Genomic DNA, 21,550 nt, shown 5'->3' with positions numbered 1-21,550 from the left:
AACAAATGAATCGTGAACTTATTACAAAATCAGCTTCATACTTAAAAGAGAAATTTCAAGAGACACCACAAGTAGGACTAATCCTTGGATCAGGACTAGGTGTATTAGCAGACGAAATTGAGAACGCAGTAACAGTACCTTACAGTGAAATCCCTGAGTTCCCAGTATCAACTGTAGAAGGCCATGCAGGTCAACTAGTATTCGGTACACTTCAAGGTGTAACAGTAGTAGCAATGCAAGGACGTTTCCACTTCTATGAAGGATACGACATGCAAAAAGTAACATTCCCAGTTCGTGTTATGAAAGAACTAGGTGTAGAAACAGTTGTTGTAACAAACGCAGCTGGTGGTGTAAATACATCATTTGAGCCAGGCGATCTTATGTTAATTTCAGACCACATTAACTTCATGGGTACGAATCCATTAATCGGACCAAATGATTCTGAAATGGGCGTACGTTTCCCTGATATGTCTACGTCATATACGGTAGAACTTCGCGAAATGGCGAAACAAGTTGCAGCAGACTTAAATATTAAAGTACAAGAAGGTGTATACGTAGGAATGACAGGTCCTGTATATGAAACGCCTGCTGAAATTCGTATGCTTCGTACACTTGGCGGAGATGCAGTTGGTATGTCAACAGTACCTGAAGTAATTGTAGCGCGTCATGCTGGTATGAAAGTATTAGGTATTTCTTGTATTTCAAATATGGCAGCTGGTATTTTAGATCAGCCACTTCACCACGATGAAGTAATTGAAACGACAGAACGTGTTAAAGCGAACTTCTTAGCATTAGTAAAAGCAATCGTAAAACAAATGAAGGGGTGACCTCACAATGAGAATGGTGGACCTAATTGCAAAAAAACGTGACGGACATGCATTAACGACAGAAGAAATTAATTTTATTGTTGAAGGATATACAAATGGTGATATTCCTGATTATCAAGTAAGTTCACTTGCAATGGCAATTTTCTTCCAAGATATGAACGATCAAGAGCGTGCTGATTTAACGATGGCAATGGTAAATAGCGGTGATACAATCGACTTATCAGCTATTGAAGGTGTAAAAGTAGATAAGCATTCAACAGGTGGTGTTGGTGATACAACGACACTTGTATTAGGTCCATTAGTAGCTGCTTTAGATGTACCAGTAGCGAAAATGTCTGGACGCGGTTTAGGACATACTGGTGGTACAATTGATAAATTAGAAGCAGTCCCAGGATTCCATGTGGAAATTGAAAACGATGAATTCATGCGTCTTGTAAATGAAAACAAAATCGCAGTTATCGGCCAAAGTGGTAACTTAACGCCTGCTGATAAAAAGTTATATGCACTTCGTGATGTAACAGCAACAGTAAACTCAATTCCGCTTATTGCAAGTTCGATTATGAGTAAAAAAATTGCTGCTGGTGCAGATGCAATTGTTCTTGATGTAAAAACTGGAGCAGGTGCATTTATGAAAACGGATGAAGATGCAAAACGTTTAGCAGAAGCAATGGTACGTATCGGTAATAACGTTGGTCGTAACACGATGGCAGTTATTTCGGATATGAGTCAACCACTTGGTGAAGCTATTGGTAATGCACTAGAAGTACAAGAAGCAATTGATACATTACAAGGTAAAGGGCCGAAAGATTTAGAAGAGTTATGTTTAACACTTGGAAGTCAAATGGTGTACCTTGCTGGACAAGCTTCATCTTTAGAAGATGCACGTGAAAAGCTAATTGAAGTAATGAACAACGGAAAAGCGCTAGAATCATTTAAAACGTTCTTATCAGCGCAAGGCGGCGACGCATCTGTTGTTGATGATCCTTCTAAATTGCCACAAGCACAATTTAAAATTGAAGTGGAAGCGAAAGAAGACGGATATGTATCAGAAATCGTTGCAGACGAAATCGGAACAGCAGCAATGCTTTTAGGAGCAGGACGTGCAACGAAAGAGTCTGAAATTGATTTAGCAGTTGGTCTAATGCTGCGCAAAAAAGTAGGCGATAGCGTGAAGCAAGGTGAATCCCTTGTTACAATTTACGCAAACCGCGAAAATGTTGAAGATGTAAAAGCGAAAATTTATGAGAACATGAAGATTTCTAAAGAACATGTAGATGCACCAACTTTAGTACACGGTATCGTAACGAAGTAATAAAAAAAGCTGAGGAGATTTCTCCTTGGCTTTTTTTACTATTTTTTGTTTATAATAATAATGGGTGAAATTATGATTAGAATTTGTGCAGTAACAAAAACAGATGAAGTATTATATGATGTTTCGCTAGAAGAAACAAAGAAAGACCATATTGTATGGTATTGGCTAGATTTATATAAGCCAACGAAAGAAGAGTATACATATATTCTGCAAGACCATTTTAAGTTCCATCCCCTTGCAATTGAAGACTGTATAGAATATGTACAGAGGCCAAAAGTTGATTTTTATGATGGATATAACTTTTTAGTTCTTCATGCATTTGGGGAAGATGGACTAGAACCGCACGAAATCGATTTATTTATTAGTGATCGTTATATTGTTTCTTTCCACTTTTCTCATAACAATGCAATCGAAAGAGTATGGAAAACACTTGGAGAAAAGAAGCGTATTAAAAATAGTCCTTTACACGTAGCTCATACAATTATCGACCAAATTGTAGATGACTATTTTGCGCCTGTATATTACATTGAGGATCATTTAAATGCAATTGATGATAATTTAACGGGGGAGACAGCAGGAAGTGTATTAGAAGAGGTATTTGATATACGTGCAGATTTATCAAAGCTAAGGCGTACAATTATTCCGATGCGTGATTTATTATATCGTATTTTAAATTCGACTCGTTTTTACGGTATAAGCGATCATGAAATTTACTTTAAAGATATACATGATCATTTGCTTAAACTAACAGAAATGATTGAGGCAAGCCGAGAGTTAACAGCAGATATTCGGGATAGTTATTTTTCATTAAACTCACATCATATGAATAACATTATGAAAACATTAACTGTATTCTCGACTATTTTCATGCCATTAACATTTATTGCGGGAGTATATGGAATGAACTTTACGCATATGCCAGAGCTTGGAGGACAATATAGTTATTTTATTTGTCTACTTATTATGGCACTAATTGGCGGCGGAATGATGGCCTGGTTTTATAAAAAAGGATGGTTTAAGTAAAAAAACCACCGAGGATTTCCTCGGTGGTTTTTTTAACCAATAGCATGTAATACAAACATAGCTAAGAATAAGCATGTAATGATATACATAGATGGTGCGACTTCTTTACGCTTTCCAAGAGCAACTTTTAAGATAGGGTAAGCAATAAATCCGAACGCAATGCCATCAGCGATACTATATGTGAGCGGGATCATAACGATAATTAAGAATGCTGGAAATCCTTCTGAAAAGTCATTCAGAGGAATTTGTTGAATGCTTGTAATCATCAGACCGCCAATAATAATTAAGATTGGTGCAATGGCACTATCAGGAATTAATTTGACAAATGGAAGAGCAAACAGTGATGCAAAGAATAGCAATCCAGTAACGATAGACGTCAGACCTGTCTTACCACCTGCAGTAATACCTGCGGCACTTTCTACTGTTGAAACGGTAGGACTTGTGCCAAATAGACCACATGTCATTGCTGAAATTGCATTGGCTTGGTAAGCACGTGGGAATTTACGATCATCTTCTAATAAACCGTGCAGAAGTCCCATGTTCTCAAAGATAAGCACCATGCTTAAAGAGAATGTTGCAATCCAAAATGGTAAGGAAGAAAGTTTCCCAAATGACATAGCTCCAAATACATCACCGTAATTAGCGAATGAGAATGAACTATTTCCCACTTGACTCGTATCCACAAGACCAAATAACCATGCGATACCAGTTCCTATTGCAATCGTCCATAAAAAGTTTCCACGTACGTTACGAATAAATAATACAAGTGCAATGATAAGAGTGAGTAATGTCGCAAGAACGACAGGATTACTTAATTTCCCCATTGCCACAGCAGTATTGGGATTCGAAACGACTAAACCACCTTTTTGCAATCCGATAAACGCTAAAAATAATCCGATGCCGACAGTAATCGCTTCCTTTAATGACTTTGGAATTGATACTGATAGCACGCGAGCGATTGGTGTAAAAGCGGCAATTGCAAAAATAATACCAGAGATAAAGACAGCAGCCAATGCTTCTTGCCAAGTTAGTCCAAGCGTATGCACAGCTGTGTACGTGAAGAATGCATTTACACCCATACCCGGGACAAGAATAGCAGGTGCATTTGCCCAAAATGCCATGAGTAGACATCCGACAAATGAACTAAAAACAGTTGCTAAAATTCCAGCTTCAAGAGGAATGCCAGCATCTGATAAGATTGACGCATTTACAATCATAATATATACGATTGTGAAAAATGACGTAACTCCAGCTAAAACTTCTTGTTTTGGTGATGTTTCGTGTAAACCTAATTTAAATGTTCTTTCAAGTATTCCTTTCATGTTAAACCTTCTTTTTCATATCCCTCTCCCACCCGTGATATCTCTTTTGTAAGAGCTCACCGTTCTTTATTATATCAGAACATCATGTTTTTACAACAAGTAAAATGATAACGTTTACTTGTAAAGAGAATTCGTTATAAATACGTAAAAATAGCCCGTATGGATGAAATGATTTCTAATTCACCCGATTGAATGGGCGGGGCTGCTTGCGCATGTAAAGTAGCATAAGACGTAACCTCCCGTGGTAATTGGGCAGATTCTTCAACGAATGAGAGGGGAACAGGATTAATATTTAAATTATATGTACTCGCAATAGCACGAGCTTTTTCTACTGCTTGGTGCAGAGCTTGAATGAGAGCTTGCTCATAATATTTATTTGGATGAGATACTCGGAAACGTAAACCTTTTGCTACATTTGCGCCATTTGAAACGGCTATATCATATACTTCCCCAGCTTTTTGTACATTTAAAACGGTAATTTCATACAAATGCTCCACACGGTATCCTTGTAGCAATGCTTTATCATTTACATATTCGTATTGAGGAGTAATCGTATAAGAAATCGTTTCTATATCTTTATCGGCAATACCAAGCTGTTTAAGTGCATCCAGCAATTGTTTGGATTGCACTGCATTTTCTTCTTGAGCCTGTTTTACATTTTTATCATCTGTTCGAATGCCAAGCGTTAATATGACAACATTCGGTTTTGCTTTGACAACGCCTTCGCCTTGTACAGTAATAGTAGCTTCTTTACCAGTATTAGCTGTGCGTACGTTGTGTAAATAAGGATTCATTCCACCCTGCATTTTCCATCACCATCCTTTTTATATGTATATGTGTGAACAAAAAAGAAATTTATATGAAAAAAGTTACATAAATGAGAATGTTGAGGAAAGAAAGCATGTACAACATAGGTATTTATAGATTATAATATGTGTAAATATGATAAAAAAGGGACGAGGCTATTGAACGAAAAAAGAGAAACGCTGATTTTAGATTTATCTGCATCATTTCGAAAAATGATACGTTTATTACAAAATGATATTAATACACGTTTTGCAGAACATATGCCATATAATGAATTTTCTGTATTACGTGCGTTATTTTTAAAGAGTCCACAGATGGCTTCGCAAATTGCGAGTGAAGTAAACGTAACCTCCAGTCATATTACAGCTGTTACAGATCGTCTCGTACGAAAAGGATTAGTAGAAAGAAAACGTTCTAATTCAGATCGTCGAATCGTGTACTTAGAAATTACAGAGCACGGAAGAGAAGTAACTGAAAAACTTGAAGCTGTGCGTAAAGAATATTATAAAGAGAGATTTAAAGGTTGGAGCGACCAAGAAATAGAAATGGTCTTAGAACTATTTGGCCGCGTATTATAATAAATGAGGATAGGAAGCGAAAGCATTCCTATCCTTTTTCTTTTGAATAAAAATATTTTGAAACTCCGATACTTTAATTAAAAGATTGGAGGAAAGATTATGAAATATATTGCTGCACTTACCATTTTATTTGGTGGTTTTTTCTATTTTCAAACATTCACGTACGCAGATACACCTATCCAAGTGGTACGAAAAGAAGTGAAGTACATTGAAAACGATAATACAGTCTTATATTCGAAATTATGGGTTCGTTCTATGCAAAACGCAGTATTATTCCACCATAGCGATAATATTCGTAATCAGGACACATTACGTAATGTAACAAGTTCATCGCTTGTTAAAGCGAAACAACTACCTTTTCAGAAAGCGGCCCTCTATATACCGAGATTATCGCAATACGTATCAAAAGCAGGAAAAGAAAACATTCAAGTATACTACATTGCGATTCACTATAATGTGAAAAAAGAAAATGCATATCAACTAGATGGCATGAACTATTTTCTACAAGTATTTGTGAAAGAGCGTGGGGAATGGAAAATTGCTGAAAGTGTAGTTGCACCGACAGAGCAAATTGTGCAAAATGGTGATGGATTTGGGATGAAAGAAGAGATGGTGTACGGAGATAGGAGAGAGAATGTGAAATAACCTCTTTATTTAGATAGGGACATATATAATAAAAAGCATTGCTCTTGTGCAATGCCTTTTTATTTAGTTCATATAAGAGTTAAATAATTCATAACATCTTTCTTTTGTCAGCTTCTATTAATGCCATTGTTCCGTGTTTATAGTTTCACATCTATGATGCTTTTGGAAACATGTATCCACCACCTTAATGCATATTTATTTCCCTACAAAAGCAAACTTCAATTTTAATAGACGTGTAAAAATGAAGTAACTTATGGTAGCGAATAGGAAAAATCCAACATAATAAGACAGAAGTGCATCTCGTCCGCCTAATATTCTACCACCAAGTAGTCCGAAGCATAGAACAGTGCAAATTATGAACCATTTTTGCAAGTTAGGAAACAATAGTATTTTTCCACTTTGTTCGTTCGGTGTACGTGTGTATAGAAAGGTTGCTATTGATAAAAAGGTAATGATGTAAGCAAATGGTGTTAATAGTGTCCAAGGAGAAGGTACAGAAATACGCTCCGTAGGATTGTCCTGTGATACACTGGGAAGTTTATTGCCATAGTCATCAAATGTTTCTATCGGGTGGTAATCATAAGTAATAGAAAAATATTCTAATGGTGAAATGATACCTATATGTTGTAAGTACTCATGAGTATGGTGCTCTATTTCTCCCATTGCATCTACAGACCATTGTGTGTGTGAATAAATGAATCCGGAAATTAACAATCCAAAACCGTATGGTAAAAATAATAGAATGATAGTTAAAATACTTTGAGAAAATATATGTCCAGTAAGAGTCCCGATAAATAAGGCGAATGTATAAATAGCGATAAGTACAACGGTAGCATATAGAAAGTAACTATAGAACGGAGCGAAGGTTTGATACTCATTGTGAAACGACATGTTCTTTATTCCGTACATGCTAATCCAGCAAACAATTTGTACTGTAATAATATTCAAAACACCAAGCCACCATTTTGTTAAAAAAATATCCTTTCGTTTAAAAGGCATCGAGAATAGAAAATCAGTTGATTGATTATTACGTTCCCATCCAATTAAAAGACAAGCGAGTGCAATTAGAGTAGCTCCTTGAAAGAAGACGGCACCATCAGATGTCTGAAAATAGTAGGAGTAGTAATATGCATAGTCACCAAACTTCATTTTTGATAGTTTTAGTTGCATTTGCGCTTCTTGATAATATTTATAAGGTAGTTGATATAAACTAGTTAACCAAAATAATAGAATTATATATTTTCCTTGCTTCCATTGCCTTATCCATAAAGCTTTATGAAACATGCGAATCCTCCTCAAACGTTGTGATAAAAATATCTTCGAGCGACATGGCTAATTCTTCAATGAGCAGTGGCTGTTCTTTATGAAACTTTTCTAATGTAGCTGCCACATTTCCCTCAATTAAGATTGTATATACTTTTCCTGTTTGATTTAATATTTTAATATTGCTTAAGTTTTCTAGTTTTTGAGGTAGTGAACGTTCATAAGCAACTTGTATTTTAGCAAATCGTGATTTTGCATCGTCTAGTGATGTAATAGACGAGATAGTATGGCCTTTTAATATAATAATTGTATCTGCAATTTGTTCTACTTCATCTAAATGGTGAGTGGAGATGAAAATGGTAATCTCTTTTTCTGCAACTTCTCCAACGAGAAACTGTAAAATTTTCCTTTTCACGATAGGATCAAGTCCATTTGTCGGTTCATCTAAAATGATATATTCTGCCTTTGTAGAAACGGCTAAAATGATGGCGAGCAGTGCTTTCATTCCTTTTGAATAACTACGAATTCGTTTATTTGGTAAGTTAAAACGTTCTAACAGTTCATAGAAATGTGTTTCATCAAATGCGGTATAAACTTCTTTATAAAACTTTACGATTTCTTTTATCGTATAGCCGTTCAGTATATTAGTAGAATCAGGAACATATACAATTCTTTGCTTTATTTCAGGAAACTGATGAATGTTTGTATCTTCATATGTAACAGTTCCCTCGTCTGGGTCTAAAATACCGACCATCGTTCGCAATAAAGTTGTTTTCCCCGCACCGTTTCTTCCGAGTAATCCGATGATACTCCCTCTTTGCAATGTGAAAGAAACATCGTCTAAAATTGTTTGATTATCAATTGTTTTCTTCAAGTTTGTCACTTTCAACATCCGTATTCCCTCCAATCTCTTTATAGTATGAATCTATCCAATCATGAATTTTATCTTTCGTAATACCAAGATAAGAGGCTTCTAATAGTAATTGATGAAATTGCTTTTCAACCATAGCGATTTTCCTTTCGTCTAATGTTGGGGTAATCGATTGGGATACAAATGTTCCTTTTCCTCGTAACGTTTCAATAATTCCTTGTCGCTCTAACTCTTGATACGCTTTACTCACTGTATTTGGATTTATAACGAGTAAAGAAGCGAGTTCGCGTACAGAAGGAAGTTTATCACTTGGAGCCAACATGTTTTTCAATACGAGTTCTTTTATATTTTGAACAATTTGTTCCCATATCGGAGTGTTGCTTCTTGGGTCAAGTTGAATATGCAAGAGCAATGTCTCCTTCCTCATATGTATTAAGTGTACTACTGTATGTAATACACTTAATACAATATAGGGGACGAATGTATTTGTCAACTGAAAATGTTAGAAAAATTTGGTATTAAAAAAAGGTAAATTGGAAAAAATAGGTCTGATATAGAATGGAGGGTTAGTCATGAAGCGAGTTTTTGGAATACTTGTTTGTTTCATGTTATTGCTTTCTGGAACTTCAGTGAGTTTCGCACAATCTGAGAAAACGAAGCAGGAGAAAACAGAAGAAACAACACCGAAGTTAGCGGAACAAGCGTCGTCAGCAATCGTAATTGAGCAAGATACAGGTAAAGTTTTATTTGATAAAAACCCAAATGAAAAATTACCACCTGCTAGTATGACAAAGATTATGACAATGCTTTTAATTATGGAACAAGTTGAAAAAGGAAAACTAAAACTGACCGATAAAGTTAGAGCGAGCGAACATGCAGCTTCAATGGGTGGATCGCAAATCTTTTTAGAACCTGGGGAAGAGATGACTGTAAACGAGATGTTAAAGGGTATTGCAATTGCATCTGGAAATGACGCATCTGTTGCAGTAGCCGAGCATATCGCAGGTTCAGATGAAGGATTTGTAAATATGATGAACAAAAAGGCGAAAGATCTAGGGCTGAAAAATACACATTTTCAAAACCCAACAGGTCTTCCGGCCAAAGACCATTATTCGACAGCAAATGATATGGCTATAATGGCGAGAGAATTGATGAAGTATCCACTTATTCGTAAATACACAGGTAAGTACGAAGATTATTTACGTGAAGATACGGATAAAAAGTTTTGGCTCGTTAATACGAATAAGCTAGTACGTTTTTATCCTGGCGTAGATGGAGTAAAAACAGGTTTTACGACAGAAGCGAAATATTGTTTAACAGCATCGGCTGAAAAAAATGGCATGCGTGTCATTTCAGTTGTCATGGGAGCACCAACATCAAAAGAACGGAACAACCAAGTGACGAAGCTTCTTGACTACGCATTTGGTCAATATATGACAAAGAAATTGTATACGCGCGGCGAAAAAATTAAGACAGTTCAAGTAGGGAAAGGGAAAAAAGAAAAAGTAGATTTAGTTGCATCAGATAATGTTTCTCTTCTTATGAAGAAGGGCGAGAATATGGACAAGGTAAAACAAGAAGTAATTGCTGAAAAGAAAGTAAAAGCACCGATTAAAAAAGGTGACGCGCTTGGTACACTTGTTATTAAAAAAGATAAAGATGTTTTATTAAAACAAACAATTGTAGCAAAAGAAGATGTTGCTGCAGCGAGCTGGTGGGAGTTATTTAAAAGAAGTTTTGGGATGTTTTCAACATCAAAATAGCGGCAAATATTTTGCCGCTTTTCTATTCGTATGTAAGTGAATAATGCTGAAAGGTTTCACTTTATGACGAAATAGTTCTTCTTTTGTCAGCAGGAAGGATTCTTATTTTGTATCACGAAAATCTTTATGTATGTGAATAAGTAAAGTTTGAGCATAAGGAGGAAATCGTGTGAGTCTTTCCATGCAATTAGAAGTAAAACGTGACGTCCTATGTGTGAGACTAGAGGGTGAATTAGATCATCATACGGCTGAAGAGTTGCGAACGAAAGTAACAGATATGATTGAGACACATGGTGTTCATCATATTGTTTTGAGCCTAGAGAACTTATCTTTTATGGATAGTTCTGGTCTAGGTGTTATATTAGGCCGATATAAACACGTAAAGGGATTAGGTGGAGAAATGGTTGTTTGTGCAATTTCACCGCCTGTTAAGCGTTTATTTGAAATGTCGGGCTTATTCAAAATCGTTCGCTTAGAAGAAAGTGAAGCGCACGCGCTCGCGACGTTGGGGGTGGCATAGATGAGAAATGAAATGAACCTTCAATTTTCAGCATTAAGTCAAAATGAATCGTTCGCTCGCGTTACAGTAGCGGCTTTCATTGCACAACTAGATCCAACGATGGAAGAATTAACGGAGATTAAAACAGTTGTGTCAGAAGCGGTTACAAATGCAATTATTCATGGATACGAAGGAAATGCAGAAGGTATTGTTTATATTTCTGTAATTTTGGAAGAAGCAATGGTGAAACTCACGATTCGAGATGAAGGGATTGGAATCTTTAACTTAGATGAAGCGAGACAACCCCTTTTTACAACTAAACCTGAATTAGAGCGTTCCGGAATGGGATTTACTATCATGGAAAATTTTATGGATGAAGTAGAAGTTATTTCAAACGAATCTTTCGGGACAACAATCCATTTGACAAAATACTTATCAAATAGTAACGCTCTATGCAATTAAGGAGAATAGCCTATGGACATAGAGGTCAAAAATGAGAAGAAGAAACCTCAGTTAAAGGACCACGAGCTAAAAGCGTTAATTCAAAAAAGTCAAGATGGAGATCAACGAGCGAGAGATACAATCGTTCAAAGTAATATGCGCCTCGTTTGGTCGGTTGTACAGCGGTTTCTTAATCGAGGATACGAACCAGACGACCTATTTCAAATTGGATGTATTGGGCTCTTGAAATCGGTAGATAAATTTGATTTATCTTTCGACGTGAAATTTTCAACATATGCAGTTCCAATGATTATTGGTGAAATACAACGTTTCTTACGTGATGATGGATCAGTGAAAGTTAGTAGGTCTTTAAAAGAAACAGGAAACAAAATTCGAAAGATGAGAGATGAGCTTTCGAAAGAATTCGGAAGGGCTCCCACGATTAATGAAGTGGCAGAGGCACTAGAACTAACGCCAGAGGAAGTTGTTCTAGCACAAGAAGCGAGCCGGGCCCCTTCGTCTATACATGAAACTGTATATGAAAACGATGGAGATCCAATCACTATTTTAGATCAAATTGCAGATCAATCTGAAACGAAATGGTTCGATAAAATTGCTTTAAAAGAAGCGATTAGAGAACTAGATGAACGAGAGCGCTTAATTGTATACTTGCGTTACTATAAAGATCAAACACAGTCAGAAGTAGCAGAGCGCATAGGCATTTCGCAAGTACAAGTTTCAAGACTTGAAAAGAAAATATTAAAACAGATGAAAGATCGAATAGACGAATAATTGTCTATTCGATTTTTTTATGCCGTTAATAGGAGAGAGATGTTAATTTTCGCAAAAATTAACAGAATTTATTGATAATTTAGTCAATTTAAAATATAATCCAAGTATGAACTTGTCATAAAGGGGGAAGGAAACATGGAAACGAGGCAACAATGGGGAACGAGAGCTGGATTTATTTTTGCAGCGGTCGGATCTGCCGTTGGATTAGGAAACATATGGCGTTTTCCTTATACAGCGTATGAAAATGGAGGAGGAGCATTCTTTTTACCGTACTTATTTGCATTATTAACGACTGGTATTTCATTGTTAGCGTTTGAGTTTGCCCTTGGTCATCGTCATCGTGGTTCAGCACCACTTACATTTTTCCGTATTAGCCCGCGTGCCGAATTTATTGGATGGTGGCAAATGTGCGTAACATTTATCGTTTCAACATATTATGCAGTGATTATTGCTTGGTCTATATCGTATACATACTTTGCAATTACTGGAGCATGGGGAAAAGACACGCAATCATTTTTATTTAAAGAGTACTTACATGTTGCAGATAAGCCAGGGCAATTTGGAGGACTTGTACCGGAAGTATTAATTCCATTAGCTCTCGTTTGGATTATTGTCCTTGGCGTTGCATTTAAAGGAGTTAAAAAAGGAATAGAAGTTGTTAACCGTATATTTATTCCTTTATTAGTTGTTATGTTCCTTATTATCGTCGTTCGTGCAGTGACGATGGAAGGTGCTATGCAAGGACTAGATGCATTCTTTAAACCAGATTGGAGTCGTATTTTTGATGGGAAAGTATGGCTTGCTGCTTATGGTCAAATATTCTTTAGTTTATCTTTAGCATTTGGAATTATGATTACGTATTCTAGTTATTTACCGAAAAACTCGGATACAACAAATAATGCCTTTATTACTGGATTTGCAAACTCAGGATTTGAATTATTAGCAGGTATTGGGGTCTTTGCAGCTCTTGGATTTATGGCGAATAATATGGGAGTACCGGTTGATAAAGTAGCAAGTGCTGGCGTTGGGCTTGCGTTCGTAGTATTTCCGCAAATTATTAATGAATTGCCGATGTCACCGTTGTTTGGTGTATTATTTTTCTTATCGTTAACGGTTGCTGGAATCACATCACTTATTTCACTCGCGGAAGTATGTTTTGCCGCTGTATCTGAAAAATTCAGTTTAAGTCGGGAAAAAACCATTGGAATTATGGGAACCCTTCTCGTGTTAGTTTCTCTTGTATTTGCAACACGTGGTGGGCTTATGTTCTTAGATGTTGTCGACTATTTCGCCAATAATTTCGGATTAATTACAATTGCACTTGCGGAAGTAGTGACGATAGGGCTCATTTTACGTCGTTTACCAGTTTATCAAAATCATGCAAACTTTGTATCTGATATTAAATTAGGAACGTTTTGGAGAGTGAGTTTACTCGTTATTACTCCGCTTATGTTAGGGTATATGCTAATTGATGGTACAATCCAAAATATTAAAAAGAATTATGGAGATTATCCGACTGAGTTTGTTATAACGTATGGTTGGTCGATAGCAGCAGCCTTCCTTATCGTTGCGCTAATTATTAGTCTAAAGAAATGGAATGCACAAATACATTCGGATTCTGCCAAGCTTGAAAAAGAATGGAAAGATCGAGGTGTTTCATAATGAGTGGATCAGCAATTATGATGATGGTTATTGGAATAGTAGTCATTTGGGGAGGGCTTGCATTAAGTATTGCAAACTTATTTAAGAAAAAGGCATAAGTAAAAAACATCTGTACCGAAATGGTGCAGATGTTTTTTTATGAAAAAATTGTATTAGAAAAAAATTCAATAACCATACTACAACTACGAGGAAGAGTGAAGGGGTGAATGAAAGTTGGAACAAACGATTTATATTAAAATGCGCAATCGTTTAAAAGTTTCTCCTACTTATGAAGTAAAGCTGGGCGATGTTGCTCAACTTGCCGGAGATTCTTCCGTAGTTGAGTTGTTACAAAATGAGATAGTTTACAAAATAACAGCGCATGATAAGACGCATGTTGTAATTGATGTTATGAAAGTAATTGAGATTATTCAACAGAAAGCATCTCATCTACAAATTAATTTACTCGGTTCTGGACAAACTCTTGTTGAAATTATATACGAAAAAAAGAAGACACACCCAATTTTTTTCGGGCTTGTATGGCTGTTACTTTTCATTGGAGCGGCCCTTGCGATCATTTATTTCCATGAAGATGTAAGTATGCAACAAGTACATCAACGGTTATATTACATGATTACTGGAGAATTTAATGCGCAACCACTTTTATTTCAAATTCCTTATTCTTTAGGTCTTGGCTTAGGGATGGTTTTATTCTTTAATCATGTATTTCAAAAGCGAATTAATGAAGAGCCGAGTCCGCTAGAAGTTGAGATGTTTCAATACCAACAGTCACTTGATCAGTATGTAATCGTTAATGAAAACAAGGATAATATGAAACAACTTACCGATGATTGAGTATGGATTTGTTATTTTAATTGGTTTAGCTGGAGGGATTGCGGTAGGTAGCGGATATGTCGCATTTTTAGCTGTACTTGGTATAATCCCCCGTTTAGCCCAATTAACGAGAAGTGGAAAGCATATTCAATATTTTGAGTGGGCAGTCATTGCAGGTACTTTAACAGGGGCTTGGTGCAGTTTGAAAAACATTACATTTCAAACGTCGCAATATTGGCTCGTTATATTAGGGATATTTTGTGGCACGTTCATTGGAATGCTTGCTGCAGCATTAACAGAGGTGTTAAATGTTCTACCTATTTTAGTGAAACGAGTAGGGGTAGAGGGGAAGATTATTGTTTTACTCGTTGCTCTTGTACTTGGGAAAGTAATAGGATCGTTGTTTCACTGGATTTATTTCGTAAAGTAGGAGGCAGTATATAAATGACAAGTCAGAAATTGAAGGATGATTACATAAATAAAGTGAAGGAGTATCATCCAAAGCCAAACTATTTACTAAATTGTATCAAAGCATTTCTTGTAGGTGGACTCATTTGCACAGTTGGAGAAGTATTGATGAAATTTTATATACATTATTTTCACTTTAGTGAACAAGAGGCAGGAAACCCAACTGTTGCAACCCTTGTTTTATTATCCGCGATTTTAACAGGGTGTGGTGTATATGATAAAATCGGTCAATTTGCTGGAGCAGGATCAGCGGTACCGGTAACAGGATTTGCAAATTCTATGGCGAGCGCTGCCTTAGAACATAAGAGCGAAGGGGTTGTTCTAGGGATTGCTACAAATATGTTTAAACTGGCAGGAAGTGTGATTGTATTTGGGGTTGTTGGTGCATATATCATTGGGTTAATAAGGTATACCTTTAAAATTTTTATGTCTTAAAGGAGGGGCTAGTATGAGGTTGACCGGAAAACAAACGTGGGTATTTCAAAATGATATATATGTGAATGCAACGGGTACTGCTGTCGGTCCGAAAGAAGCTGAGGGCCCTCTTGGGAAAAAATTTGATATTTCATATGATGACTTGCATTGTGGAGAAGAAAATTGGGAGCTCGCCGAACGAAGATTAATGTCAGACTCAATTCAACAAGCAGTGCAAAAAGGGAATATAAAAACATCGCAGATTGATTTCTTTTTAGCGGGAGATTTATTAAATCAAACAGTGACAGCAAATTATGTTGCGCGTAAGTGGGGCATTCCTTTTTTAGGAATGTTTAGCGCTTGTGCAACGTCTATGGAGACTTTAGCAGTTGGCTCAGCTTTTATAGACGGTGGATTTGCAAATCGTGTCTTAGCTACAGTAAGCAGTCATAATGCAACGGCTGAAAGACAATTTCGCTATCCAACAGAGTACGGTGGGCAAAAACCAGGGACAGCAAATTCAACTGTGACTGGTGCAGGATCTATATTAATTAGCAATGAAAAAAGTGCAATTAAAATTACGTCAGCTACAATCGGAAAAGTGCAAGATTTAGGAATTACAAATCCTTTGGATATGGGGGCAGCGATGGCTCCAGCAGCAGCTCATACAATTCAACAACATTTTGAAGATTTAAGAAGAAGTGCCGATGATTATGATTTGATTGTTACGGGTGATTTATCAGCTGTTGGGACGCCGATTGCGAAACAACTTTTACTTGAGGAAGGTTATGATCTTGGGCATATATACAATGATTGTGGATTGATGATTTATGAATCAAGTCAAGAAGAAGTGTTTGCAGGTGGTAGTGGTTGCGCTTGTTCAGCAGTTGTTACGTATGGCCATTTATTACACGAGATGCAAAAAGGGAATTTACAACGAATTTTTGTCGTTGCGACTGGTGCATTATTAAGCCCGATGATGATGCAACAGAAGGAAACAATTCCAACAATTGCACATGGTGTCGTATTTGAGAGAGTTAAAGGAGAGTGAATTGTGGATTTTATATATGCATTTCTTGTAGGTGGAGCTATTTGTTTAATTGGGCAACTATTGTTAGATTTCGTAAAGTTAACACCAGCTCATTTAATGGCAACTTTTGTAGTCATCGGAGCAATTTTAGATGGATTTGGATTGTACGATAAACTAATAAAATTTGCAGGTGCTGGAGCGACAGTCCCTATTACAAGTTTTGGACATTCACTATTGCACGGAGCAATGCATGCAGCAGAAAAACATGGATATTTAGGAATTGGTATTGGCATGTTTAGTTTAACGTCTGCGGGCATTTCCGCAGCGATATTGTTTTCATTTTTTATAGCACTTATATGTAAACCGAAAGGATAAATCAAATGAGACGAAGGGTTGTTTTGGTCACAGATGGAGATGAATATGCAAAGCGGACAATTGAGCTTTTAACGAAGGAATTTGGGGGAAGGTGTATTTCAGCATCACAAAGTAATCCAACCAAATTGACAGGGAAAAAAGTTGTTGAGCTTATTATGCAAACGCCATATGACCCTGTATTTGTTATGTTTGATGACAGTGGATTTATTGGAGAAGGATCTGGTGAAAAGGCATTAAAATATGTGGCTACCCATAAACAAATTGATGTGCTCGGTATTTTAGCAGTGGCGTCTAATACGCATCATTGGGAATGGGCACGTGTAGATGTAAGTGTAGATCGGAACGGGAATTTAACCGAATATGGTGTTGATAAATTTGGACTTCCAGATGGTGAAATTGGCAGAATTAGCGGAGATACAATATATTGTTTAGACGATTTAAATGTTCCTGTCATTGTTGGAGTCGGTGATATTGGTAAAATGTGCGGAAATGATGAATGGGAGAGAGGGTCACCTATTACAAAGAAAGCAATTCAATTAATTTTGGAAAGGAGTGGTTTTTATGACGAAGCCTAAAAAAGTGGATATCCCTATATCAACTTTCATAAGTGACAATGAAAATTATTTAAAGCAGACAGTTGGACTAGGCGTTACATACGATGTTGGCATTCGTAAATTTCAAATTTTGAATAAAGAAATTGGTGTGTTATTTGTAAACGGACTTTGTGATACAAATTATATTATCCCTATTTTAGAAGAAGCAGTGGATACAAATGAGATAAGGGATGTAGAAGAAGATACAGTGAAGCTTTTAGAGAATCGCTTAATCCATCAACAAGTAAGTAAAGTGAAAACGATGGATGAGGTAATGCTCCAAGTATTATCAGGACTCATCGTGATATTTGTGGAAGGTGAAACGGAAGCGTTCGCGATCGATGTTCGTAGTTATCCAGGGCGAACACCGACAGAACCAGATACCGAAAAGGTAGTACGAGGTGCGAGGGATGGATTTGTTGAAAATATCGTTGTAAATACAGCGTTAATTCGTAGGAGAATTCGAGATCCACGTCTTCGAAATGAAATGGTTCGAGTAGGAGATAGATCGCAAACGGATATTTGTATTACATACGTTCAAGATGTTGCAAATCCAGATTTAGTAAAGATTATAAAACAAGAATTAAATAACATCGATGTAGATGGAATTACGATGGCGGATAAAACAGTAGAAGAATTTGTTGTAAAGCAAAGCTATAACCCATTCCCACTTATTCGATATACAGAAAGGCCAGATGTAGCAGCAAATCATCTACTAGAAGGACATGTGTTAGTACTTGTTGACACATCGCCAAGTGCTATGATTACACCGACAACATATTTTCATCATTTACAGCACGCGGAAGAGTTTAGACAAAATCCAGCTGTCGGTACATTTTTACGCTGGGTGCGCTTTTTAGGTGTTATATTCTCGTTATTTTTATTACCATTTTGGTTAGTGTTTGTATTTGATCCAACTCTTTTGCCAGCAAATCTTGCTTTTATTGGACCGACTAAGATGACGCATTTACCAATTTTATTACAGGTGTTAATGGCAGAGGTCGGACTTGAGTTTTTAAGGATGGCAGCCATTCATACTCCAACGCCGTTATCGTCTGCAGCAGGGTTAATTTCCGCTATATTAATTGGTCAAATTGCAATTGATGTAGGTTTGTTTGTGCCAGAAGTAATTTTGTATGTAGCAGTTTCGATGGTTGGTGCATATGCAACACCGAGTTATGAACTAGGATTAGGGAATAAGGTTGGGAAATTGTTTGTTATTATTTTAACAGGTCTCTTCCATGAGATGGGATTTGTAATTGGTATGACGATATTAATTTTATTTTTAACGTCTATAAAAAGTTTACAAACACCTTATTTATGGCCGTTTTTACCATTTGATTGGGGCGCGTTAACAAAAATTTTACTCCGTCCAACGATGTCTAGTTTAAAAGTACGACCAAGTATTGTAAGACCTCAAAATGTAAAAAGACAAAAATAAACGGGATTATACACCCGTTTATTTTTTTTAGCAAAAATTTATTATTTTTTAACAAAAATCAAACATTTTTTGTGTACACTTAGAGTAGATATTGTGTATGAAAGGGGAAGAGGACATGATTAAATTATTTGTAAGTGATTTAGATGACACGCTCGTTTACGATGTGAATCATATGCAAAAAGAAGATGAACGTGCGCTGTGTTGGTTAGCTGAGAAAGGGACAAATATTTGTTTTGCCTCTGGCCGCTTTACACACAGAATTGATGAAGTTGTAAAAAGGTTTGCATTCCCATATTACACAACTGGCTTAAATGGAGCGACAATGTTACTTCCAGATGGAAATTTATTTCATGAATCGAGTTTTGAAAATGTGGTTGCCCAGGAAATATATCGATATATACATAAAAAAGGACTAGCGGATATTGTTTGTGCAAATGAGCAGCGATATACAAAAAGGAAGAATGAACATCACCATAATTTTGAAGCATATATGGGCGTGCATATCGCTGAAATTGAAGCGTTAGAAGAAGAGTTTGGTAAGACTGTACACCCTGCAAAATTGTTTGTTTTTGGAGAAGAAGAGAAAATTGTGACGTTAGATCAAGAGCTACGAGATACGTTTCAAGGCGAAGCGGAAGTTTTTATATCAGGTAAACGCTATGTTGATATTATGCCAAGAGGCGTGAGTAAGGGGAGTGCTCTAAAGCGACTAATGGATCATTTGCAAATTGAAGCAAATGAAGTTGCTTGTATTGGAGATTCTTTCAATGATATTTCTATGTTTGAAGTAACCCCGCATTCATTTACTCTTCATCATGCCCATCCATATGTAAAGGAGAAAGCAAATCATATAGTGCGTTCGGTTGAAGAGGCTGTTATGAAATTACCGTTACTTGTATAAAAAAGAAGCCCGTCATTGGCGGGCTTCTTTTTTACTTGAATAAAGATTTAACAAAATCAATGATACTTGAGAAGAAATCTTTCACTTTATCTAGAAAACTTTGCCCTTCTTCAGATCCTAAAAAGGCAGAAACATGTTCTTTTGCTTTGTTTAATTGACTACCAACTTGATTCCAATCGATATTAAGATTCTTCATTTTATCAAATAACGATACTAAGTTATCTAACTGTTCATCTGTTAATGTAATGCCGAGTTGGTCAGCAATTTTTTTAATTAATGAACGTAAATCTTCTGTTGTTTTTGGCTGTTCTTTTGCAATTTCTTCTTTAATTTTTGCAACAAGTTGAACTGCTTTTTCTTCACCAATTTTATCACCAAGCTGGGCTGTTTGTACCATTTCTTCATTCGCTACTTTTTTAACTTCTTCAGGAATTTGTTTATTGGACGCAGTTTCGTATGCTTTCATTAATCCAGTTAAAGCTGCAGTTCCTGAAACTTTAAAAGGTGCAGTAATTTGAATTTCTGCATCTTTTACACCTGCTGTAATCAAAGCGTTAGTGTACATTGCATCTGTTACCCAGTTAATGTTCTTTGATCGTACAATAAGACCAGATCCTGGTTTTGTGTATGTAATCATAGAAGAAGAAATTGCTCTCGTACCAATTTGTGCTTTTGGAACAATGCCTTCTAGAAATTTATGTTCTTCCGCATTAGATACGGTGATAATTGTAGCATCTTTTGGTGCTTTCATTTCTTTTAACAGATCTTGTTTTTGTTGTTCGGATAAGTTCTCTCCTAATGTAACAATTGATTCTCCCTCGATGATGTCTGCAAATGAAGCTGTTGGCATCATAAATACCGTTACAGCTAATAGCAGAGCTAATAATTTCGTTTTCACGAAAAATCGCTCCCTTTCTCTTTCTAAAATTTTCGGGCAACAAAGTTATTATAGTATATATTTCTTATTTGTCACCTAGCTTTTTCCACATTTCAAAAAAGAAGTATCTAGATTGTCGGATTCTTTTTGTTTCTAGTCATGAATGTGGTAATATAGTGCTGAGATAATTGAAAGGAGACATATACGCATGAAAACTTTAGGATACATATTAATGGAAAACGGTGAAAAAATCGACTTGGAATTTTTCCCAGAAGAAGCACCGAAAACAGTAGAAAACTTTAAAAAATTAGCAGAGCAAGGATTTTATGACGGTGTTACATTCCACCGTGTTATTCCTGGCTTCGTAAGCCAAGGTGGAGACCCAACAGGTACAGGTGCAGGTGGCCCAGGTTACTCTATTCCATGTGAAACTGATGGAAACCCTCATAGACACCTTGTAGGATCACTTTCTATGGCTCACGCTGGCCGTAACACAGGCGGTAGCCAATTTTTTATCGTTCATGAGCCACAGCCGCATTTAGATGGTGTTCATACTGTATTCGGTAAAGCAACAAGCGGTATTGAAACAGTATTAAAAATGCGTCAAGGCGATGTAATGAAAGAAGTTAAAGTTTGGGAAGAATAAGGTAAGGAAAAAGAGAGCTTTGCTCTCTTTTTTATTTTTAATGAAATCGAGTACTTCTTCTACAGCTCATCATCCAAGTAGTGCTGTTGCTAAAATATATTGCTTGTGAGAACAAACCTTTAACCAATTACATAGAATACATTACATTATATGTTTCAATAAATATTTTTTGTTATATTAATTTTGC

The 21,550-nt window shown here is 36.4% G+C and carries 26 protein-coding genes; 20 read left to right on the top strand and 6 right to left on the bottom strand.

Annotation, left to right across the window (positions count from 1 at the left end):
* Nucleotides 1-5 precede the first annotated feature (5 nt).
* From ACQGS6_RS02770 to corA, 3 genes are read left to right on the top strand one after another with little or no spacing between them, the layout of a single operon-like run.
* Nucleotides 6-827 carry a purine-nucleoside phosphorylase gene (locus ACQGS6_RS02770; protein ID WP_001078446.1) on the top strand — a complete coding sequence of 274 codons (822 nt, stop codon included), beginning with the start codon at nt 6-8 and terminating at the stop codon, nt 825-827.
* A gap of 7 nt (nt 828-834) precedes the next feature.
* Entirely contained in the window at nt 835-2,139 is a 1,305-nt protein-coding gene (locus ACQGS6_RS02765; RefSeq protein ID WP_001243069.1) for a pyrimidine-nucleoside phosphorylase, read from the top strand.
* Nucleotides 2,140-2,199: 60 nt separating this feature from the next.
* On the top strand, nt 2,200-3,162 hold the full coding sequence (gene corA / locus ACQGS6_RS02760) for a magnesium/cobalt transporter CorA (RefSeq protein WP_002000765.1): 963 nt from the start codon (nt 2,200-2,202) through the stop codon (nt 3,160-3,162).
* A 32-nt stretch (nt 3,163-3,194) separates the two neighbouring features.
* On the opposite strand, the gene ACQGS6_RS02755 is transcribed toward corA, so the two are convergent.
* A complete protein-coding gene (locus ACQGS6_RS02755) occupies nt 3,195-4,484 on the bottom strand; it encodes an NCS2 family permease (RefSeq protein ID WP_000676240.1) in 1,290 nt (429 codons plus the stop codon).
* A 134-nt stretch (nt 4,485-4,618) separates the two neighbouring features.
* Nucleotides 4,619-5,290, bottom strand: a complete 672-nt coding sequence (locus ACQGS6_RS02750) for an SIMPL domain-containing protein (protein ID WP_001161448.1) — start codon at nt 5,288-5,290, stop codon at nt 4,619-4,621.
* Between the two features lie 159 nt (nt 5,291-5,449).
* Between ACQGS6_RS02750 and ACQGS6_RS02745 the strand changes: the two genes are divergently transcribed.
* Entirely contained in the window at nt 5,450-5,869 is a 420-nt protein-coding gene (locus ACQGS6_RS02745) for a MarR family winged helix-turn-helix transcriptional regulator (protein WP_001003305.1), read from the top strand.
* A 99-nt stretch (nt 5,870-5,968) separates the two neighbouring features.
* A complete protein-coding gene (locus ACQGS6_RS02740) occupies nt 5,969-6,514 on the top strand; it encodes a hypothetical protein (RefSeq protein ID WP_000873778.1) in 546 nt (181 codons plus the stop codon).
* A 195-nt stretch (nt 6,515-6,709) separates the two neighbouring features.
* Here the strand turns inward: ACQGS6_RS02740 and ACQGS6_RS02735 are convergent, their stop codons facing one another.
* From ACQGS6_RS02735 to ACQGS6_RS02725, 3 genes are read right to left on the bottom strand one after another with little or no spacing between them, the layout of a single operon-like run.
* Nucleotides 6,710-7,798: an ABC-2 transporter permease gene (locus ACQGS6_RS02735; RefSeq protein WP_044584826.1), complete on the bottom strand. Its 1,089-nt coding sequence runs from the start codon at nt 7,796-7,798 to the stop codon at nt 6,710-6,712.
* The gene (locus ACQGS6_RS02730) at nt 7,788-8,669 is read right to left on the bottom strand and encodes an ABC transporter ATP-binding protein (RefSeq protein ID WP_044584825.1); all 882 of its coding nucleotides are present in this window, start codon (nt 8,667-8,669) and stop codon (nt 7,788-7,790) included. Before ACQGS6_RS02730 ends, ACQGS6_RS02735 begins: the two co-directional genes overlap by 11 nt.
* Entirely contained in the window at nt 8,635-9,054 is a 420-nt protein-coding gene (locus ACQGS6_RS02725) for a GntR family transcriptional regulator (protein WP_000548027.1), read from the bottom strand. The genes ACQGS6_RS02730 and ACQGS6_RS02725 overlap by 35 nt, the downstream gene beginning before the upstream one ends.
* A 166-nt stretch (nt 9,055-9,220) precedes the next feature.
* On the opposite strand from ACQGS6_RS02725, the gene dacF reads away from it, so the two are divergent.
* From dacF to ACQGS6_RS02655, 14 genes are all read left to right on the top strand, one after another.
* Nucleotides 9,221-10,411, top strand: coding sequence for a serine-type D-Ala-D-Ala carboxypeptidase DacF (gene dacF, locus ACQGS6_RS02720; protein WP_426964869.1), 1,191 nt, complete (start codon nt 9,221-9,223; stop codon nt 10,409-10,411).
* Between the two features lie 169 nt (nt 10,412-10,580).
* Nucleotides 10,581-10,931, top strand: a complete 351-nt coding sequence (gene spoIIAA / locus ACQGS6_RS02715) for an anti-sigma F factor antagonist (protein ID WP_000059135.1) — start codon at nt 10,581-10,583, stop codon at nt 10,929-10,931.
* Complete coding sequence (gene spoIIAB / locus ACQGS6_RS02710; protein WP_001243398.1) at nt 10,932-11,372, top strand: anti-sigma F factor; 441 nt, start codon at nt 10,932-10,934, stop codon at nt 11,370-11,372. It abuts the gene before it with no gap.
* Between the two features lie 12 nt (nt 11,373-11,384).
* On the top strand, nt 11,385-12,143 hold the full coding sequence (sigF, locus tag ACQGS6_RS02705; RefSeq protein WP_000350731.1) for an RNA polymerase sporulation sigma factor SigF: 759 nt from the start codon (nt 11,385-11,387) through the stop codon (nt 12,141-12,143).
* A 135-nt stretch (nt 12,144-12,278) separates the two neighbouring features.
* Nucleotides 12,279-13,805: a sodium-dependent transporter gene (locus ACQGS6_RS02700; protein WP_000450087.1), complete on the top strand. Its 1,527-nt coding sequence runs from the start codon at nt 12,279-12,281 to the stop codon at nt 13,803-13,805.
* A complete protein-coding gene (locus tag ACQGS6_RS02695; protein WP_000016826.1) occupies nt 13,805-13,903 on the top strand; it encodes a methionine/alanine import family NSS transporter small subunit in 99 nt (32 codons plus the stop codon). Before ACQGS6_RS02700 ends, ACQGS6_RS02695 begins: the two co-directional genes overlap by 1 nt.
* 115 nt (nt 13,904-14,018) lie before the next feature.
* The gene (locus tag ACQGS6_RS02690; protein WP_000438366.1) at nt 14,019-14,639 is read left to right on the top strand and encodes a stage V sporulation protein AA; all 621 of its coding nucleotides are present in this window, start codon (nt 14,019-14,021) and stop codon (nt 14,637-14,639) included.
* Entirely contained in the window at nt 14,632-15,048 is a 417-nt protein-coding gene (spoVAB, locus tag ACQGS6_RS02685) for a stage V sporulation protein SpoVAB (RefSeq protein ID WP_426964868.1), read from the top strand. Before ACQGS6_RS02690 ends, spoVAB begins: the two co-directional genes overlap by 8 nt.
* Nucleotides 15,049-15,062: 14 nt before the next feature.
* Nucleotides 15,063-15,521 (top strand): stage V sporulation protein AC, encoded by a 459-nt coding sequence (gene spoVAC / locus ACQGS6_RS02680; protein ID WP_000203810.1) that lies wholly within the window; start codon nt 15,063-15,065, stop codon nt 15,519-15,521.
* Between the two features lie 13 nt (nt 15,522-15,534).
* Nucleotides 15,535-16,551 (top strand): stage V sporulation protein AD, encoded by a 1,017-nt coding sequence (gene spoVAD, locus ACQGS6_RS02675; protein ID WP_001241163.1) that lies wholly within the window; start codon nt 15,535-15,537, stop codon nt 16,549-16,551.
* Between the two features lie 3 nt (nt 16,552-16,554).
* Complete coding sequence (gene spoVAE, locus ACQGS6_RS02670) at nt 16,555-16,905, top strand: stage V sporulation protein AE (protein WP_000345904.1); 351 nt, start codon at nt 16,555-16,557, stop codon at nt 16,903-16,905.
* Nucleotides 16,906-16,910: 5 nt separating this feature from the next.
* On the top strand, nt 16,911-17,480 hold the full coding sequence (locus tag ACQGS6_RS02665; protein ID WP_001254415.1) for a stage V sporulation protein AE: 570 nt from the start codon (nt 16,911-16,913) through the stop codon (nt 17,478-17,480).
* Entirely contained in the window at nt 17,467-18,939 is a 1,473-nt protein-coding gene (spoVAF, locus tag ACQGS6_RS02660) for a spore germination protein SpoVAF (RefSeq protein ID WP_000165596.1), read from the top strand. Before ACQGS6_RS02665 ends, spoVAF begins: the two co-directional genes overlap by 14 nt.
* Before the next feature lie 97 nt (nt 18,940-19,036).
* Nucleotides 19,037-19,840, top strand: a complete 804-nt coding sequence (locus ACQGS6_RS02655; RefSeq protein WP_001987215.1) for a Cof-type HAD-IIB family hydrolase — start codon at nt 19,037-19,039, stop codon at nt 19,838-19,840.
* Nucleotides 19,841-19,871: 31 nt separating this feature from the next.
* Here the strand turns inward: ACQGS6_RS02655 and ACQGS6_RS02650 are convergent, their stop codons facing one another.
* Complete coding sequence (locus ACQGS6_RS02650; protein WP_000850515.1) at nt 19,872-20,738, bottom strand: DUF1002 domain-containing protein; 867 nt, start codon at nt 20,736-20,738, stop codon at nt 19,872-19,874.
* 187 nt (nt 20,739-20,925) lie between these two features.
* Here ACQGS6_RS02650 and ACQGS6_RS02645 point away from each other — a divergent pair, with 187 nt between their 5' ends.
* A complete protein-coding gene (locus tag ACQGS6_RS02645; RefSeq protein WP_000853782.1) occupies nt 20,926-21,363 on the top strand; it encodes a peptidylprolyl isomerase in 438 nt (145 codons plus the stop codon).
* The last annotated feature ends 187 nt before the right edge of the window (nt 21,364-21,550 follow it).

Source organism: Bacillus sp. GMs2/2 (assembly GCF_050172095.1).
Classification (GTDB): Bacteria; Bacillota; Bacilli; order Bacillales; family Bacillaceae_G; genus Bacillus_A; species Bacillus_A cereus.
This window is presented reverse-complemented; position numbering and strand designations above follow the sequence as displayed.

Bases quoted from the DNA above. Each gene is read 5' to 3' on its own strand.
- ACQGS6_RS02770 (WP_001078446.1), top strand. From the start codon at position 6: ATGAATCGTGAACTTATTACAAAATCAGCTTCATACTTAAAAGAGAAA.
- ACQGS6_RS02655 (WP_001987215.1), top strand. From the start codon at position 19,037: ATGAAAGGGGAAGAGGACATGATTAAATTATTTGTAAGTGATTTAGAT.
- dacF (WP_426964869.1), top strand. From the start codon at position 9,221: ATGAAGCGAGTTTTTGGAATACTTGTTTGTTTCATGTTATTGCTTTCT.
- corA (WP_002000765.1), top strand. From the start codon at position 2,200: ATGGGTGAAATTATGATTAGAATTTGTGCAGTAACAAAAACAGATGAA.
- ACQGS6_RS02665 (WP_001254415.1), top strand. From the start codon at position 16,911: ATGAGACGAAGGGTTGTTTTGGTCACAGATGGAGATGAATATGCAAAG.
- spoVAC (WP_000203810.1), top strand. From the start codon at position 15,063: ATGACAAGTCAGAAATTGAAGGATGATTACATAAATAAAGTGAAGGAG.
- spoVAD (WP_001241163.1), top strand. From the start codon at position 15,535: ATGAGGTTGACCGGAAAACAAACGTGGGTATTTCAAAATGATATATAT.
- ACQGS6_RS02740 (WP_000873778.1), top strand. From the start codon at position 5,969: ATGAAATATATTGCTGCACTTACCATTTTATTTGGTGGTTTTTTCTAT.
- ACQGS6_RS02765 (WP_001243069.1), top strand. From the start codon at position 835: ATGAGAATGGTGGACCTAATTGCAAAAAAACGTGACGGACATGCATTA.
- sigF (WP_000350731.1), top strand. From the start codon at position 11,385: ATGGACATAGAGGTCAAAAATGAGAAGAAGAAACCTCAGTTAAAGGAC.
- ACQGS6_RS02695 (WP_000016826.1), top strand. From the start codon at position 13,805: ATGAGTGGATCAGCAATTATGATGATGGTTATTGGAATAGTAGTCATT.
- spoVAB (WP_426964868.1), top strand. From the start codon at position 14,632: ATGATTGAGTATGGATTTGTTATTTTAATTGGTTTAGCTGGAGGGATT.
- spoIIAB (WP_001243398.1), top strand. From the start codon at position 10,932: ATGAGAAATGAAATGAACCTTCAATTTTCAGCATTAAGTCAAAATGAA.
- ACQGS6_RS02645 (WP_000853782.1), top strand. From the start codon at position 20,926: ATGAAAACTTTAGGATACATATTAATGGAAAACGGTGAAAAAATCGAC.
- ACQGS6_RS02730 (WP_044584825.1), bottom strand. From the start codon at position 8,669: ATGTTGAAAGTGACAAACTTGAAGAAAACAATTGATAATCAAACAATT.
- ACQGS6_RS02735 (WP_044584826.1), bottom strand. From the start codon at position 7,798: ATGTTTCATAAAGCTTTATGGATAAGGCAATGGAAGCAAGGAAAATAT.
- ACQGS6_RS02700 (WP_000450087.1), top strand. From the start codon at position 12,279: ATGGAAACGAGGCAACAATGGGGAACGAGAGCTGGATTTATTTTTGCA.
- ACQGS6_RS02750 (WP_001161448.1), bottom strand. From the start codon at position 5,290: ATGCAGGGTGGAATGAATCCTTATTTACACAACGTACGCACAGCTAAT.
- ACQGS6_RS02755 (WP_000676240.1), bottom strand. From the start codon at position 4,484: ATGAAAGGAATACTTGAAAGAACATTTAAATTAGGTTTACACGAAACA.
- spoVAF (WP_000165596.1), top strand. From the start codon at position 17,467: ATGACGAAGCCTAAAAAAGTGGATATCCCTATATCAACTTTCATAAGT.